Annotated in this window: 14 protein-coding genes and 2 pseudogenes; 4 read left to right on the top strand and 12 right to left on the bottom strand. The window is 64.8% G+C overall.

Annotation, left to right across the window (positions count from 1 at the left end; all coding sequences use genetic code 11):
- Positions 1 to 4 precede the first annotated feature (4 nt).
- The gene (locus ABIF91_RS06925) at positions 5 to 3409 is read right to left on the bottom strand and encodes an acyl-[ACP]--phospholipid O-acyltransferase (protein ID WP_424578826.1); all 3405 of its coding nucleotides are present in this window, start codon (positions 3407 to 3409) and stop codon (positions 5 to 7) included.
- Positions 3410 to 3771: 362 nt separating this feature from the next.
- Complete coding sequence (locus ABIF91_RS06920) at positions 3772 to 4038, bottom strand: hypothetical protein (protein WP_028178242.1); 267 nt, start codon at positions 4036 to 4038, stop codon at positions 3772 to 3774.
- 51 nt (positions 4039 to 4089) lie between these two features.
- Here ABIF91_RS06920 and ABIF91_RS06915 point away from each other — a divergent pair, with 51 nt between their 5' ends.
- The gene (locus ABIF91_RS06915; RefSeq protein WP_028178241.1) at positions 4090 to 4710 is read left to right on the top strand and encodes a TetR/AcrR family transcriptional regulator; all 621 of its coding nucleotides are present in this window, start codon (positions 4090 to 4092) and stop codon (positions 4708 to 4710) included.
- 15 nt (positions 4711 to 4725) lie between these two features.
- Here ABIF91_RS06915 and ABIF91_RS06910 read toward each other — a convergent pair whose 3' ends face one another.
- From ABIF91_RS06910 to ABIF91_RS06900, 3 genes are all read right to left on the bottom strand, one after another.
- Positions 4726 to 6030, bottom strand: coding sequence for a GGDEF domain-containing protein (locus ABIF91_RS06910; RefSeq protein WP_424578825.1), 1305 nt, complete (start codon positions 6028 to 6030; stop codon positions 4726 to 4728).
- A gap of 241 nt (positions 6031 to 6271) precedes the next feature.
- Positions 6272 to 7576 carry a nicotinate phosphoribosyltransferase gene (gene pncB, locus ABIF91_RS06905; protein ID WP_028178239.1) on the bottom strand — a complete coding sequence of 435 codons (1305 nt, stop codon included), beginning with the start codon at positions 7574 to 7576 and terminating at the stop codon, positions 6272 to 6274.
- Between the two features lie 79 nt (positions 7577 to 7655).
- Positions 7656 to 8582 carry a LysR family transcriptional regulator gene (locus ABIF91_RS06900; RefSeq protein WP_028178238.1) on the bottom strand — a complete coding sequence of 309 codons (927 nt, stop codon included), beginning with the start codon at positions 8580 to 8582 and terminating at the stop codon, positions 7656 to 7658.
- A gap of 95 nt (positions 8583 to 8677) precedes the next feature.
- Between ABIF91_RS06900 and pcaH the strand changes: the two genes are divergently transcribed.
- Positions 8678 to 9466: a protocatechuate 3,4-dioxygenase subunit beta gene (pcaH, locus tag ABIF91_RS06895; protein ID WP_028178237.1), complete on the top strand. Its 789-nt coding sequence runs from the start codon at positions 8678 to 8680 to the stop codon at positions 9464 to 9466.
- A gap of 3 nt (positions 9467 to 9469) precedes the next feature.
- Positions 9470 to 10096 carry a protocatechuate 3,4-dioxygenase subunit alpha gene (gene pcaG, locus ABIF91_RS06890; RefSeq protein WP_028178236.1) on the top strand — a complete coding sequence of 209 codons (627 nt, stop codon included), beginning with the start codon at positions 9470 to 9472 and terminating at the stop codon, positions 10094 to 10096.
- A 22-nt stretch (positions 10097 to 10118) separates the two neighbouring features.
- Here the strand turns inward: pcaG and ABIF91_RS06885 are convergent.
- The 7 genes and pseudogenes from ABIF91_RS06885 to ABIF91_RS06855 all read right to left on the bottom strand — a co-directional run.
- A pseudogene (locus ABIF91_RS06885) lies at positions 10119 to 10487 on the bottom strand (NYN domain-containing protein); the annotation flags it as partial.
- 49 nt (positions 10488 to 10536) lie between these two features.
- The gene (locus ABIF91_RS06880) at positions 10537 to 11187 is read right to left on the bottom strand and encodes a UPF0149 family protein (protein ID WP_063712394.1); all 651 of its coding nucleotides are present in this window, start codon (positions 11185 to 11187) and stop codon (positions 10537 to 10539) included.
- Positions 11184 to 12734, bottom strand: coding sequence for an IS66 family transposase (gene tnpC / locus ABIF91_RS06875; protein ID WP_035681142.1), 1551 nt, complete (start codon positions 12732 to 12734; stop codon positions 11184 to 11186). Before tnpC ends, ABIF91_RS06880 begins: the two co-directional genes overlap by 4 nt.
- A 50-nt stretch (positions 12735 to 12784) precedes the next feature.
- Entirely contained in the window at positions 12785 to 13141 is a 357-nt protein-coding gene (gene tnpB, locus ABIF91_RS06870) for an IS66 family insertion sequence element accessory protein TnpB (protein ID WP_018273742.1), read from the bottom strand.
- The gene (gene tnpA, locus ABIF91_RS06865) at positions 13138 to 13560 is read right to left on the bottom strand and encodes an IS66-like element accessory protein TnpA (RefSeq protein WP_424578819.1); all 423 of its coding nucleotides are present in this window, start codon (positions 13558 to 13560) and stop codon (positions 13138 to 13140) included. Before tnpA ends, tnpB begins: the two co-directional genes overlap by 4 nt.
- A 90-nt stretch (positions 13561 to 13650) precedes the next feature.
- Positions 13651 to 13899: pseudogene (locus tag ABIF91_RS06860) on the bottom strand (NYN domain-containing protein); the annotation flags it as partial.
- Between the two features lie 262 nt (positions 13900 to 14161).
- Entirely contained in the window at positions 14162 to 15082 is a 921-nt protein-coding gene (locus ABIF91_RS06855; protein ID WP_028178234.1) for a helix-turn-helix domain-containing protein, read from the bottom strand.
- A 50-nt stretch (positions 15083 to 15132) separates the two neighbouring features.
- Between ABIF91_RS06855 and pobA the strand changes: the two genes are divergently transcribed.
- On the top strand, positions 15133 to 16305 hold the full coding sequence (pobA, locus tag ABIF91_RS06850; RefSeq protein ID WP_284282957.1) for a 4-hydroxybenzoate 3-monooxygenase: 1173 nt from the start codon (positions 15133 to 15135) through the stop codon (positions 16303 to 16305).
- Positions 16306 to 16571: the final 266 nt, after the last annotated feature.

The raw sequence follows: 16571 nt of genomic DNA, 5'->3' as shown, positions 1-16571 counted from the left end.
GCCCTTACGCCACCTCCCGGTCGGGCGCCGACGCCTGCTCGCGCGCCATCGCCGTTGCCGTGACATAGTCGGTCTTGCCGGTGCCGAGCAGCGGCACCTTGTCGACCACCATGATCGCAGCGGGCACGGTCAGCTCGGAGGCGCCGATCGCCTTGGCCTGACCCTGCATCGCGCTGCGTTCGGCGTTCTTCTGCGTCGTCAGCAAGACGATGCGTTCGCCCTTGCGCTGGTCTGGGATCGACACTGCGACAGAGGCCGCCTGCGGCCACAGCGCGGTCGCGATGGCTTCGACCGCCGACAGCGAGACCATTTCGCCCGCGATCTTGGCAAAGCGCTTGGCACGGCCCTTGATGGTGATGAAGCCGGCGGCGTCGATCGCCACGATGTCGCCGGTGTCGTGCCAACCCTCGGCCAGCACTTCGAGCACGCCGGGATTTTCGGCCCTGAGGTAACCGAGCATCACGTTCGGCCCGCGCACCGAGAGGCGTCCACCGTCCTCGATGCCGGGGACCGGATCGAGGCGGCTTTCCATCAGCGGCGACAGGCGGCCGACGGTGCCGGGACGGTTGGCCATCGGCGTGTTCATCGCCAGCACCGGTGCCGTCTCGGTGACGCCGTAGCCTTCGAGGATGCGGATGCCGTAGCGCTCCATGAACACCTGCCGCGTGCGGTCCTTGACCGCCTCGGCACCGGCGATCACGAGGCGCAGGGTCCGGAAGTCGTAAGGGTGCGCCGAGCGGGCGTAGCCGGTGAGGAACGTGTCGGTGCCGAACAGGATCGTCGCGCCGGTCTGGTAGATCAGCTCGGGCACGATCCGGTAGTGCAGCGGCGAAGGGTACATGTAGATCGGGATGCCCGCCAGCATCGGCATCATCATTCCGCCGGTCAACCCGAAGGAGTGGAACACAGGCAGCACGTTGAACACCTTGTCATTGGCATTGGCGTCAACCCGCGCCAGCGCCTGCGCCGCGTTGGCGAGGATGTTGCGGTGGGACAGCACGACTCCCTTGGGCGTGCCTTCCGAGCCCGAGGTGAACAGCACGACGGCTGGATCGCTGGCCTGGCGGGACACGCGTGGCGCGGTGCCGGCGAGCAGGCCCTTGATCTTGTCGACGGCACCGATCGAGGCGCGGACGTCTTCGAGATAGACGACTCGCGCCTCGGTGGAGATCGCAGTCATCAGCTTGTCGAGCTTGCCCTTCTCGATGAAGGCCTTCGACGTCAGCACGGTGTTGACCTGCGCGGCCTTCATGGCGGCGAGGACGTTGACCGGGCCGGCCGAGAAGTTGAGCATCGCCGGCACCCGGCCGATGTTCTGCAGCGCCATGAAGACGGCGGCAACGCCCGCCGAGTTCGGCAGCAGCACGCCGACATTCTCGCCGACGGCGGTGCCGCTCTCCAGCTTGCGGCTCAGGACCTGCGCGCCGAGGATCAGCTTGCGATAGGTCAGCCTGGTGCCGAGCGCGTCCTCGATGATGACCTTGCCGGTGTCGCGGTCGCGATAGGCGTGTCCGAGCGCTTCGAACAGCGTGTGATCGAGCATGGCGTTCTTCACGAGCGCGTCGATCATGACGTCCTGCAGTGCGGCGCCGGCGGCATTGCGGCGCGCCTTGCCCCTGAGCGTTTCGTCGACCGGGAGCTTGACCGGCGGAAGGATGGTGACTGTCACGCGCGGAAACCACGACCGCTTGATCTGGCTGCTGTTGAGATAGCTGAGATATGAACGCTGCGCGCCTTCGATGCGAACCGGCACGACCACGGCGTCGGCCTTGTCCGCGATCATCGCGGTGCCGTCATAGACCTTCATCAGCGAGCCGGAGACGGTGATGCGTCCTTCCGGGAAGATCACCACCGGTTCGCCGGCGGCAACGAGCTTGATCAGGTCGCGTGCGGCCAGCGGCTTGGTCGGATCCATGGTGTAGTGCTTGACGACGCGCAGGAACGGCTTGGCCCACCAGGCCTTGGCGATGCCGGTATCGACCGCGAAGCTCGCGTCGATCGGCAGCACGGCGTGCAGCAGCGGGCCGTCGATCAGGCTGACATGGTTGGGCGCGATCAGCATGCGCGTGCCCGGAGGCGGCAGGTTTTCGAGACCGCGGACCTCGGTGCGGAACAGCGCGCGGAAAAGCAGTCCGCCGAAGTCGCGCACGCCTTCCTTGCCCCATTTGGTCAGGACGAACCAGACCGCGCCGAAGCTGGCGAGACCGAGGCCGAAGAAGATCCAGCCGATATGGAGACCGGCCGCCTGCAACAGCGCGACGAACAGCGAGCCGACCACCATGAAGGCAGCCTGCAGCACGTTGCCGGCGGCGATGATCCGGGCGCGCTCGGACGGCGCCGACCAGGCCTGGACCGCGGCAAAGGACGGCACGACGAACAGGCCGCCGCCGAAGGCAAAGGCGACGAAGTCGACCAGCATGCGCAGGCCCGCGAACGAGGTCGCGAAACCGGTCGCAGTAAGGTCCTGTGCCTTGGCGGTCACGCCGATAGCCCAGGCGAGATCGAGGCCGGCACATCCCATAACGATGGCGCCGATCGGCACCAGCGCAAGGTTGGGGCGAACGTGGCTCAGGCTTGCTGCAAACAGCGAGCCGATGGCGATGCCGATCGCGAAGATCGCAAGACACAGCGTCACCACGCCCTCGGTGCCGCCGACCACGTCCTTGACCAGCGCCGGCAGCAGCGACAGCACGATGGCGCCGACCAGCCAGAACCAGGAGACGATCACGGTACCGTCCCACAGCCGGTGGTCGGCGTGCAACGTCCTGAGCAGGCTCAGCGTCGAGGTCCAGGGATTGGCATCGACGGGCAGATCGGGCGCGGAGGGCGTTGTCTGCGGAATGCGGGACGCGAACACCCAGGACAACAGAGCCAGCACGACCACGGCCGATGCGACCCAGCCCATATGCGCGGAGCCTGCCACGAACTGACCGCCGGCGACGGTGCCGAGCAGGATGGCCATGAATGTTGCGCCTTCGACCAGCGCGTTGCCGGTCGCGAGCTCGCCGAGCTCGAGCTGGTCCGGCAGCATGGCGTACTTCACCGGGCCGAACAGGGCGGCGATGACGCCGAACAGCGCCAGCGCTGCGAACAGCAGCGGCACCGAATGCAGGAAGAAGCCGGCAGCGGCAAAGCCGGCGGCGAAGATCTCGGCGAATTTGAGCCGCCTTGCGACGACGGATTTGACGTACTTGTCGGCAAGCTGGCCGCCGAGGCCCGACAGGATGAAATAGGGGAAGATGAAGACGGCGCCTGCGACCGTCACCAGGGCATCGCCGTGGCCCATCGCTGCACTGTAAAGCAGGATGATGACGAGTGCGTTCTTGAGCACGTTGTCATTGAGCGCCGAGAAGAATTGCGCCCAGAACAGCGGCGCGAAGCGGCGTGACGACATCAATTCCCTGATCATGACCAGTCCTGTTTTGGAAACGCATCTTGGGGTTGTTACGCTGTCGGTGGGGCGTCGGGACCAGAGATATGCAATGGGCAAATTGCGAGGTGAGGACGATCGTCCGGCTCGCTTTGCGCCGTCGCTCCTTCCGATCCTGTTGGTCTCCGATTGGCGTCGTTAGGTTCGCAAATGACTTTGGAGGCGGCGTATCGGGCTCCGGCAGGAGGGCCGCAGCTCCACGGATATTGCGCCGGGCGATGAGGAAAAGCTGAACCGCATCGCCGAGGGCCGCGCTATTTGCCGCGAATGTCGGGGCATGGTGGGTCCAACATTGTAGCCGGCTCTTGCATTCGAACCGATCGGAGCGTGCCGGCTGCGTCTCAGGTGAGATGGGCGAGGTGCCGAAACGGCGAGAAACGACCGAGTAGGCTGAACCGGCGCCGCTCGTGGCGGGCTCGGGCGCGGTTCGTGTGCCACATCCGGAAGGTCGCGCGGCGCTCAGCAAGCACGCCGGCAATGTCGCAGGCATTGGCGATGCGATCGATCGGCGCCATCACGACCTTGAGGGCGGCCCGGCCGAGGCCGGTCACGAGAGCCGTGGCGTCATCGACGAAGGTGGCGGCGATATCAACAGCGAGGGTTTGCATTTCGCAGGTCTCCGAGTTAAATTGAACAATGTTCATATGGGTAGCTTGAAAATGAACAATGTTCAAGAAGAATCGCTGCGCGACCAGAAAAAAAATCGGCGGCGGCGCCAGATCCTGGAGATCGCCCGCGGCATTATCGCAGCTAAAGGGCTGAGATCATTGAAGGTTCGGGACGTTGCCGAGGCTGTCGGCTGTTCGGTTGGCAGCGTCTATAATGAGTTCGGCGACTTCGACGGGGTCATCCTGACCGTCAATCGGGAGACGGTTCAGGCGCTCACGGCGCGGCTGCGGGGCGTTCCCGTCGAGGATCCGGTTCGCCAGCTCTATGGGCTTGCCGAGACCTATCTCGATTTCTTTGCCGGACACGCCAATCTGCTGCGCTCCTTGTTCGAGCATCGGATGGAGGACGATCGACCTTATCCGGACGACATCCTTCAGATGGTGATGGATGCCTTCGCGCTGATGCATCCACCCCTGGTGCGGCTCTTGCCGGATGCGGATGACGTGAAGATCGCGCTGCTGTCGCGCACGCTGTTTTCCGCCGTGCATGGCATCATCTCGCTCGGCCTCGAGGAGCGCATGGTGGCCGTGCCGCCGCAGATGCTGCGCCAGCAGATCGAACAATTCCTCGACGTGCATCTCAGAGGGCTTGGGATTCTGCCCCAGCGCTGACAGCGGCGAGCCGCGTCAGACGCGCGCAGCTTCGCGCGGGCGGGTTGCGACGGCGACGGCGCCCGGACTTCCGCTCTCGACCTGAACGCGGTTGCGTCCCTTTTCCTTGGCGCGATAGCAGGCAGCATCCGCGCGCCGCATCGCATCCTCGAGCGTGATGTTGCGGTCGGCGATGCAGGTCACTCCGATGCTGGCGGTTACCGCAAAGCAACGATCGTCCCAGGCGAAGCTGAGCAGTTCGAGCGATCTGCGCAGACGCTCGGCGATGTCGACGGCATCGAAGGGCGAGCATTGCGGCAGGATCAGCCCGAACTCGTCACCGCCGAGCCGGGCCACCAGATCACGCGCGTGCCGGCCCTGTTGCAGGAGGCGCGAGACATCGCGGAGCAGCCGGTCACCGGCAAGGTGGCCACAGCTATCGTTGACGCTCTTGAACTGGTCGAGGTCGAGCAGGATCAGGCCGAGCGTACCCGCCGCGGCATTGTTCAGCTCGCTTTGCAGGCGCGCCTCGAAGGCGCGACGGTTCGACAGGCCGGTCAGCCAGTCGTGCGATGCCTGCCAGGCCAGACGCTGTGTCTCGGCATGCAGGGCGTTTTCGAACGCCTGTCGTTGCAGCACCAGCCGCCGCGTATGCCAGATCAGAAGCAGGATCAGCGCCGCGGCGGTGACGATGTTGATGCAAATCAGCGTCACCTTGATGGCGCGGGAGCCTTCACCGAGGACGGTGGAGAACCGCTTGGCATGCACCGTGAACTGGGTATTGAGCTCCGAGAGCCGCGACGACAGGAATTGCAGGCGGCCGTCTTGAATGGGACCGTTCTCCAGCTCGGAGCGGATCAACTCGCCGAACACGCTCAGCTCCAGCAGCATGGGATCTGTGGCCGCCCATTCCCGGATGGCGTCCTGGAGGAAGCTGACGCGGTTGAAGTAGAGAAACAGCCAGATCAGTCCTGGTACGTCATCGGGATGGTTGCCGCCCTGCAGGAAGCCGATACGGGCGGCCTCGACGTCGACCGGATCGCGTTCGAGCGCCCAGCGCGCGAACTCGTCCCCGATGGGAACGGCGAGCGCGGCCTGGTACTGCGCGAACTGGCTGGCCTCGCCCGAATGCAGGTAGCGATTGAGGAAGTAGACGGCATTCTTCTGCGAGCGCGACCATAGCGCTTCGCCCGCGACATAGGCGCGGACCGACGACATCACCTCGAGGCTGAATCCCGCGATCGCCGCCTGGAGCACGACGACCATCACGAAAGGCGAGTCGAGCTTGATGACGTGAAGGAAGCAGTGTCCCTCCGCCGACGTCGCTGTTCTGCGAAACACCTTATTCCCCAAGTCGATCAACGATCCCAACGGAGCGTTGCGCCTGCAACGCCAAGTAGACGGGATGGTTGCTTAACTCGACCTGAATGGTGCGGAGGACTCCGTCGCAGGGTGAAGCCGTCGTGAAGCAGGTGCCCGCAAATCGCTTCAAATGCCGGCGAACCGGGACCGGCGCGGCATCGGCGAGCCAATGCAGCGCATTCGTCGTGCGCGGTTCACCTGATCGAGGGAGCCGGTTCGGCTAGACCAGCACCGGCTTGCGCACGCGGCCTGCGTCGCCGAACACGCGCAGGTAACGCTCGATCTCCGAGGGAAGGCCGGTTGCCTTCTCCGGATTGTCGGAGAGCTTGACGGCCGGATGACCGTCGACCGACGAGACCTTGCAGACCAGCGAGATCGGATCGAGGTTGAACGAGCCGTCCGGCGTGCAGCCGACGAAGTCGTTGGTAAGGTTGGTGCCCCAGCCGAAGGAGAGTCGCACGCGCCCGGTGAAGTGGTGATAGGTCTCCTCGATCGAGCCGACGTCCATCGCGTCGGAAAAGACGAGCAGCTTATCCCTGGGGTTGCGGCCCTTCTTGTCCCACCAAGCGATGATCTCCTCGCCGGCCTGGATCGGCGGCGCGCTGTCGGGGCGGAAGCCGGTCCAGTCGGCGACCCATTCCGGCGCATCGCGCAGGAAGGCCTTGGTGCCGAAGGCGTCGGGCAGTGCGATCAGGAGATTGCCGCCATAGGTCTGGCGCCACTGATCGAGAATGCGGTAGGGCGCCCAGCGCAATTCCTCGTCGTCCCTGGCGAGCGCGGCCGCGACCATCGGCAGCTCATGCGCGTTGGTGCCGATCGCTTCGAGATCGTTGTCCATCGCGAGCAAAACGTTAGAGGTGCCGATGAAGGAGGAGCCCAGGCCTTCCTTCACCGCCTCCACGCACCAGCGCTGCCAGAGGAAGCCGTGACGGCGGCGGGTGCCGAAGTCGGAGAGCCGCAGGTTCTCGAGCTTGCGCAGCCGTTCCACCTTGGTCCAAAGCTTGGCCTTGGCGCGGGCGTAGAGCACGTCGAGCTCGAAACGGCCGCGGCCCTTCATCGCCGCGCGCGAGCGCAGCTCGTTGAGGATGGCCAGCGCCGGAATCTCCCACATCGTGGTGTGGGTCCACGGTCCGTGGAAATGCAACTCGTACTGGCCGTCGACCTTGCGCAGCTCGTATTCGGGCAGGCGGAATTCCGCCAGCCAGCGGATGAAGTCGGCCGAGAACATGTGGGTCTTGCCGTAGAAGGTGTTACCGGCAAGCCAGATCAGCTCTTTCTTGCTGAAGCGGATGGTGCGGGCGTGATCGAGCTGGGCGCGCAGCTCGCCCTCGTCGATGATCTCGGCGAGCCGCACATGGCGCGAGCGGTTGATGACCGAGAAGGTCACCTGCTGATCCGGGTAATCTTCCCGAATCATTTGCAACATCAATAGCTTGTAGAAGTCGGTATCCAGCAGGCTGCGGATGATGGGATCCAGCCGCCAGCTGTGATTGTAGGTCCGGCTCGCAATGTCGGTCACTGTCATGGGGGGATTTTAGCGTGGCTCCCCTTGCGCAACCAGTGGGTTTGGCGGGAATCAGGTTTTGCGGCGGAGGGCCGCTCGTTCAGGCGGTGGCCGTCGCCGCGACAGTCTCGAGCTGGCTCCTGATCCAGCGATGGGCCGGGTCTTTCTGATAGCGCTGGTGCCAGACCATGAACATCGGCAGCTCGGCCAGCGTTCGCGTGCGGGAGGCCAATGGTATTCGCGTTTGCGCGAAATCGCGCATCACGCCGGGCGCGAGCAGGCTCGGCATGCTCGCAAGCATCTTCGAGCCGCGCAGGAAGGACGGCACGCCGGAGAAGCTCGGCACGGAGATCGCGATGTCGCGGTGAAGCCCGTTCGCTGCGAGCCTGCGGTCGAAGTCCAGCCGCTCGTTGTCGGTGTAGACCACGGTGATGTGACGCGCCGCGAGATAGGCGTTGCGGCTGGCAGGCGCAGCACGCGCCTTTGCATCGTAATAGCAGACATAGTGATCCCTCAGCAGCCGCTTCTGCACGATGTCGACGCCTGACGGCGGCAGCGGCGTGATCAGGAGATCGCAGCGATTTTCGCGCAGCATCGCGGGCGAAGGCGATTGCGAGGGGATCACGCGCAGGTTCAGGCTCTTCACCTGCTCGGCGACGTGACCGAAGAACCGCGGTAGCAGCAGGTCGCGCTGGAAGTCGTTGGCGGCGATCGTCAGCGACAGCTGGGCCTGCGCCGGCGCGAAGCTGACGCCGCCGGCAAAGCTGCGCATCTCGTCGATCAACGCGCGCGCCTTCGCGGCGAGGGCCTGGGCGTGCGCCGTGGCGACGATGCCGCGGCCGGATTTGGCGAACAGGGGATCGCCGGCAATTCGCCGCAGCTTGTTCAGCCCGTGGCTGACCGCCGATTGCGTCAGGCCGAGCCGTGTCGCCGCCGCCGTCACCGAACCTTCCTCCAGCACGGCGAGGAACAGCTCGAGAGCGTGGCCGTCGAGGGCCAAATGATCAATTTCCTTCATGTAATTCATTATAAGCGATCTATTTATCTTGAGAATAGACCGTTCCATGATCTCCCGACAAGCCGCGCGCCCGGACCCGGGCGCCACAGGGAGAGACAACGCCGATGAATGCCCAGGCGCCAGCCTTGCGGGATCCCCGCCTCAATCGTCCCGAGCCCTTTACGCCGCCGCTCGGCGACGGCGGCTTCTTCCAGCGTGACCGTTCCATCCATCCGCCGGCGCATGCGCCGGGGTACAAATCCTCGGTGCTGCGCTCGCCGCGCCAGGCGCTGTTGTCGCTGGAGAACTCGGTCTCGGAGATCACGGGGCCGGTGTTTGGGCACAATGATCTCGGCCCGCTCGACAATGACCTGATCCGCAACTACGCCAAGGACGGCGATCCGATCGGCGAACGCATCATCGTCCATGGCCGCGTGCTGGACGAGACCGGCCGCGGCGTGGCGAACACGCTGGTCGAGTTCTGGCAGGCCAATGCCGGCGGCCGCTACCGGCACAAGAAGGACACGTATCTGGCGCCGATCGACCCGAATTTCGGTGGCTGCGGCCGCGCGCTGACCGACGAGACCGGTTACTACTATTTCCGCACCGTGAAGCCGGGTCCTTATCCCTGGCGCAACTACGTCAACAGCTGGCGCCCGGCCCACATCCACTTCTCGGTGTTCGGCTCGGGCTTCGCGCAGCGGCTGATCACGCAGATGTATTTCGAGGGCGATCCCCTGATCCCGGTCTGCCCGATCCTGACGACGATCCCGGACAAGGATGCGCTCGACCGCCTCGTCGCGCCGCTCGACCTCAACGCCTCGTCGCCCTTCGACTCGCTCGCCTACCGCTTCGACATTGTCCTGCGCGGCCAGCGCTCAACCTATTTCGAAAATCGTACCGAGGGGAACTGAGCCATGCCGCAGCCGCTCAACTATCTCAAGGAAACCGCCTCGCAGACGGCCGGGCCCTACGTCCATATCGGCTTGATCCCGGCGATGGCCGGCTTCGACATCTTCGAGAAGAACTTCTCCAACGTGCTGGTGACGCCGAACACTGCAGGTGAACGCATCACGCTGGAAGGCAAGGTGCTCGACGGCACCGGCACGCCGCTGCGCGACGTGCTGCTGGAGATCTGGCAGGCCAACGCGGCTGGGCGCTACAACCATCCGGCCGATCGCTCGGCGGGCGCGCTGGAGCCGGAGTTTCGCGGCTGGGGCCGCGCCGGTTCCGACTTCGAGAGCGGCCTCGTCACCTTCGAGACCATCAAGCCGGGCGCGATCACCGACAAGGCGGGCCGCAAATGCGCACCGCACATCAATGTCTGGGTCGTCGCGCGTGGCATCAACATCGGCCTCAACACGCGGCTCTACTTCCCGGACGAAGAGGCGGCCAACGCCGCCGATCCGGTGCTCAACCTGATCGAGCAGCCGACCCGTCGCAAGACGCTGATCGCAACGCGCAGCGAGCGCGCCGGCAAGGTCGTGTACTCCTTCACGATCAATTTGCAGGGGCCGGAGGAAACGGTGTTCTTCGACGTCTGAGGTGCCAGCGGCCGTCCCCGGTTCATTCCACCCGGTCGCTCCGATTGATGGATCCGCGCGCGAGGAATTGCGGTGGCTGCCGCACCTCGCGCGATCCCGGCCGGTCGACCGGATCGCGCGCCACTTTCGGTTTCAGGTCTGCCAGGTCGATGAACACGTCCGCCTGCCGGCGCAGGTCGTCGGCGACCATGGGCGGCTGAGTGGAGAGTGTGGAGACGACCGTCACGCGGACACCGCGGCGTTGCAAGGCCTCAACCAGCGACCGAAAGTCCCCATCGCCCGAGAACAGCACGATCTGATCGACGTGTTCGGCGAGCTGCATCGCACTCACGGCAAGGTCGACATCCATGCTGCCCCTCACCTTGCGGCGGCCGGTAGTGGCGTCGACGAACGTAAACGGTACGAGAGGCCCACGGAGCCACGGACTTGGTGCGGACGGCCTACGCACCGCGCTTGAAGCGTATAGGCATCCAGAACTGCCGGAGGGCCTCGACGGTTGCTGGAATGTTGCGCCAGGCGTTTTGGATGATGGGCTGCGTTCCCAGCGTGCGCCGGGCCGGGGGTAGCAAGGGTCGACCGGCGTCGTCGATGCAATGGACCAAGATCGGCCGCAGCATAAGGTGTTCGGTTCCATTCGGGGGGAGAAGCCGCGACCAGACGAGAAGCCGAAGCTTCATGACGGCGTAGAAGCCCATGCACCAGGGCTGCGGGTCGACTTCGCCGTCCGGTGATCGCACGAACAGCGGCTCGAAGCTCTCCGGTCTCGTCGACAGCGTCTCGCTGATAGCGTTGTGGCGCATCAGCGTGGCGGCGATTGCCGAGAACTCCTCGGTGTCGTGATTGAAGGCGTCGGGATCTACGCCGAGGAGCGGGCACACCCATTCCTCGGACGCCATCGAGACCGGCCCGGCGACGACCGCGGCCACCGCGCCATCGAGCATGGAGAGCGACGTCGCCCGCGGATGCCGAAGCGTCGGCGACCTGGCGCGCTTGCTGATCCATTGCCCGAGCCGTTCGAACGACATGGCATAGTCCGCCATCGTCGTCTTGCGTGCTTTTCGCGTTCCCCGCCCTTGCTTCGGCTTCGTCATGCCACGGCCCGCTTTTCGGCTTCGCGTGCGGCCTTCCAGTTCCAGGCCAGAAGTTCGTGAAGCTGGTTGGTCTTCGTGGCGCCGCTCACCATGCGATCGAGAACGTCGACGAGATACGCCTCGGGGTCGAGGCCATTCAATTTCGCTGTGTTAAGAAGCGAAGCGAGTATCGCCCAGGTCTCGCCCCCGCCTTCGTCACCACTGAACAACGAGTTCTTTTTTCCGATCGCAATTGGCCTGATCGATCGTTCGACCGTGTTGGTGTCCGGCTCGAGCCGCCCGTCATCCAGGAACGTCGTCAGGCCCTGCCAGCGTTCGAGCATGTAGTCGATCGCCTTGATGAGCGTCGAGCGGCGGGAGATCCCGTCCTTCACCGCGATCAGACGGGCCCTCAACGCCTCCATCAGCGGCTTCGTCTCGGCCTGTCGCGTCGCGCGGCGTTCCCCAGCATCGAGACCGCGGATCCTCTCCTCGATCGCGTAGACGGCCGCAATGCGCTCGATGACCTCCGCGGCGAAGGGTGAGTTCGTCGTCTTGTGCACCCTCACGAAGTTGCGGCGCGCGTGAACGAGACAATACGCCAGCTGGATCTGGCCCGACATCATCGCATCGCCCGCCAGCGAGGCGTAGGCGGCATAGCCGTCGACTTGCAGCACGCCTTCGAAGCCGGCTAACTGCGCCACGATCTCCTTTTTGCCGCGACCACCTGCGAACACGTAGGCGACCGCCGGCGGCGCCGGCCCCTTCCACGCCCGATCGTCCGTCGCGTGCGCCCAGAACTGGCAGATCCTCGTGCGGCCGCGTCCCGGATCGAGCACTGGCATCGGCGTCTCGTCGCAGAACAGCCGCTCGAAGCCGTGCATAGTCTTCAGTTGCAGATCGTAGAGGCCCCTGACCAGCCACGCCGCGCTCCCCATCCAGCGCGCCAGCGTCTGACGGTCGACGACGACACCCTGACCCGCCAGGATCTGCGTCTGGCGATAGAGCGTCGATTGCCAGGCATATTTGGCCGCGGCGATATGCGCGATCAGCGCCGTCGTTGCCATGCCGCCCTCGACGAGCCGCGCCGGTGCCGGGGCCTGGACAATCGGGCCCTCACAGGAGCGGCAGGCGTATTTTGGACGGATCGTGCGGAGCACGCGCAGCCACGCGGGAACCCGATCGAGCGCTTCGCTGCTCTCCTCGCCGATCCGATGCATCTGACCCGTGCAGCACGGGCACAGCGTGGACGCCGGCTCGATCACCCGCTCGACCCGAGGCAGATGCGCCGGCAGCGCGCCGATGTTGCGCTTCGCTTTGCGCCGCTCCGGCCGCGGCGCGTCCGGTTTGTCGTCATTGGCCGGGAGCTGTGAGCCGGCGGTCCGTTCCAGATCAAACGCGATCTGTTCGGCGCAGACGATCGCCGCGCGCTCCGATCGTGCGCCGAAGATCAGGCTCTTCAACGTGGCGATCTCTGCGCGCAGATCATCGTTCTCGCCTTCGAAAGCCAGCACCATCTCGGCAAGAGCCGCAGGGTCAGAGGGGAGATCTTCGGGGCGAAGCGCCATATCGCAGAGCTACACGAACGCACTCGCAATCGCCAGCAAAACAAGACGCTTCAGGCAACCTTCGTCGGCCGCTTCGTCACCTTCGGGACCACACGCGACCACTCCGCAAGACCTTCAATCAGCATCGCCAGTTGCGCCCCCGTCACCGGCATCGTACCCTCGCGAACAGGTGGCCAGGCAAAGCCCCCATTCTCCAGCCACTTCGTCGCTAGAACCATTCCCGAGCCGTCAAAAACCAGTAGCTTCAAACGATCCGATCGCTTCGATCGGAAGACATAAACGTCACCGCTGTAGGGCTTGCCGCCTAATCCCTCCGCTACCAGCGCGACAAGGCCATGAACGCCTTTACGAAAGTCAATCGGCTGCGTCGCGACGAACACACGGACCATTGGACCGAAAGAGATCATCGCGTCGATCTCACCGCCGCCAGCACGCGCTCCAGCGTCGCGGCGTCGACGCCGACGGGCACGCGCACCGTCGCGCCCGCGATCATCACCTCGATCCGCTCGGCCGGATCCGTCAGAACATGCGCCTTATCGATCGCGTTCGGCTGCGCCTCGACGGCGGCCTGGAGCCTGACTTGCACGAACTGCGGCGCTTCGCTCGACGCGAGCCGCGCCTGGCGCCGCCACACACTGAGCAGTCCCCGGTTCACCCCGTTGCGTCGAGCCACCTCGGAAATGCTCGTCTCCGGATCGGCACTCTCGGCCACGATCCGCGCCTTCTCCGCATCGCTCCAACTGCGCCGTCGCCTCTCCCCTGTGATCACCTCGATCCGCTGATAGGAGGCGGCATCATGCCCATCTTGATGTCTGTCTTGATGCATGGAACGAGCGTCCCTCGCGTTGTCAAATCCACGCGCGAGTCTCGCTCATCCCGTCCACCTAAACGAGGTGGGGTCGTCGTACCGCTATCCGACGAACTCCTTGGTGAGCTTGGTGACGACGGTGTATCCGTTGTAGTCGAGCCAATCGATCAGCGGGCGGATTGACGAAAACTCCTGATCCTCGATGACGGTCGTGTAGTAAAAGGCGCGCAGCAGCGTACCCCGGCTTTGAAACTCGCTGAGCAACCGCCTGTAATCGATGTCGAAGCCGAGCGCCTTGGAGGTGGCATAGAGATTGGAGCCATCGATAAAGAGCGCGATCTTCCCAAACGAAGACATTATGCACAAATCCCGAGTTCGACACGAAAGCTGACGGATCCAGCCGAAATGGCACGATGTGTCGGCCGGAAAATACTGAAGGCGCCGATGGCTTGCTGAAAAGGCGGCGCAGACGACCGGACAGGGGTGGCCGCCTTGCGCCGAGGTTAGGGAGGTTCCATGCCACCAGCGCCAGGGCGCTGAATGCAGTCACGCTAAGGCGCGCGCATTCGCCGCTCAATTGTACGGAGGTAAAGGGCCTCTATCCAAAGGATAGCACCCCTTATACGAAGGTAAGTGGGGCGCGCCGGTCATGCAGCTGCGCACGAAACGCGCGCGGCGATACGCCCGTGGCCGCCGCGTAGACCCGGCTGAAATAGGCGGGATCGTCGAAGCCGAGGGCGTAGGCGATCGTCGAGACCGGCAGGTTGGTGTAGACGAGGTTGCGCCGCGCCTCGCGGATCAGCCGGTTGAGGATCAGATGCGAGGCGGTGTCGCCGGTCGCCGCCCGCGTGATCCGGTTGAGATGGGTCGGCGTGATCGACAGCGCGCCTGCGTAGTCCGCAACGCTCCAGCGCTCCAGATGGTGCTGTTCGAGCAGCGCCTCGAAGCGGCGGAATAGTCCGCTTTCCGCCGTGCCGTTGCCGCCGCTCTCGCCCGTGAGCGCGCGGGCCACGAGCCCGATCATGGCCGACGACAAGGCGCGGAGCACATGCGCACGGCCGAAATCACGCGCGGCGTGTTCGGCGAAGATCTGCTTCATCGTAGCGCGGATCTGCGGCGTGCCGCGCACCACGGCCGATTGCGACAGCGCACCGCGCAGGCCCTCGGCGGCGAGCAGCGCCTCATCCAGAATCTCCGCCGCGATGGTCAGCACCCAGCCCTGGGTATCAGGCACGAAGCGGAAGCCGTGGACGTGGCCGACAGGCACGTTGACGATCTGCATCGGCCTTAACGGCACCACGCGTCCGTCGAGCGTGGCCTCGCCGCCGCCGCGCTCGATCAGCAGCACCTGGTGCAGCCGGGCATGGCGATGCACGGCCAGCGTCCAGTCGTGCAGCACCGAGCGCGACGCGATCGTCTCGCAATGCACGACGTCGGGCAGATCGCCGGACTCGCCGAACAGATTGTAGACCCGGATCGCCGGGCCAGGGGCTGAGCTTCTCATGTTCGAATAGTACAAGACAATGGCAAAACCCTCCATCGGTTTGCAGCGCTGAATCTGCAAAAAAGTGCCGACGGGAGGACGCAAAAATGAAAGTTCAGGTCTGTATCATCGGCGGTGGGCCGTCCGGGTTGTTGCTGTCCCAGCTTCTGCACCTGAAGGGCATTGATACAATCGTTCTGGAGAAATACAGCCGCGATCACGTGCTCGCCCGCATCCGTGCCGGCGTGCTCGAGCACGGCTTTGCCAAGCTGATGCGCGAGGCCCAGTGCGGCGAGCGGATGGACCGCGAGGGGGAGATCCACCAGGGCTTCGAGATCGCCCATGACGGCGCGCTCTCCAAGATCGACCTGCACAAGCATTCCGGCGGCAATTCGGTGCTGGTCTACGGCCAGACCGAGTTGACGCGCGACCTCTACGAGGCGCGCGACCGGCTCGGCGGCAAGGTCGTGCACAATGCCGAGGACGTGACGCCGCACGATCTGACGTCGGACCGGCCCTACGTGACCTATCGCTCGAACGGTGAAACGATCCGCATCGATTGCGACTACATCGTCGGCGCTGATGGTTTCCACGGCGTCAGCCGCAGGTCGATCCCGAAGGACGTTCTGCGCGAATATGAGAAGGTCTATCCGTTCGGCTGGCTGGGGGTGCTGTCGCGCACCAAACCGGTGTCGCCCGAGCTGATCTATGTGAAGCACGAGCGCGGCTTCGCGCTCTGCTCCCTGCGCTCGCAGGTGCTGAGCCGCTACTACATCCAGGTGCCTTTGACCGACAAGGTGGAGGACTGGAGCGACGATGCGTTCTGGGCCGAGCTGAAGCGCCGCCTGCCGGAGCAGGTCGCCGGCCGCCTGATCACCGGGCCGTCGATCGAGAAGAGCATCGCGCCGTTGCGCAGCTTCGTCGCCGAGCCGATGAGCTACGGCCGGCTGTTCCTCGCCGGCGATGCGGCCCACATCGTGCCACCGACCGGCGCACGCGGACTGAACAGCGCCGCTTCCGACATCTACTATCTCTACCACGCCTTGCTCGCGCATTATCAGAGCGGCGACGATTCCGGTCTCAAAGGCTATTCCGCCAAGGCGCTCGCGCGGATCTGGAAGGCACAACGCTTCTCCTGGTGGATGACGATGCTGCTGCACCGTTTTCTCGACCGGCTCGAATACGAGGACCGGCTTCAGCAGACAGAGCTGGACTATCTGCTCTCGTCCGAGACGGCACAGCGCCTGCTCGCGGAGAACTACGTGGGGCTGCCGTTCTAGAGGCGGCGATCTCTCTTTCACCCTCCCCTTGAGGGGGAGGGCAATCGCATATGAGGAAATGCGGCGGGAAACTTGCCTGCGGCCATCCTTCGAGACGCCCGCCTCCGGCGAGCCCTCAGGATGAGGGCGGAGTGTGCGGCAGCAGTTTCAACGGGCACCGATGCCACTTAGCCTCATCCTGAGGAGACCGCAAAGCGGTCGTCTCGAAGGACGAGGCGCTTGCTCAGGCCCGTCCGAAAGTCATATGCGATAGCCCTGCCCCTCCA

Source organism: Bradyrhizobium sp. USDA 241, assembly GCF_049739505.1.
In the GTDB taxonomy this organism is placed as follows: Bacteria; Pseudomonadota; Alphaproteobacteria; order Rhizobiales; family Xanthobacteraceae; genus Bradyrhizobium; species Bradyrhizobium liaoningense.
The sequence above is the reverse complement of the archived record's forward strand: the minus strand, read 5'-3'. Positions and strand labels throughout refer to the sequence as shown.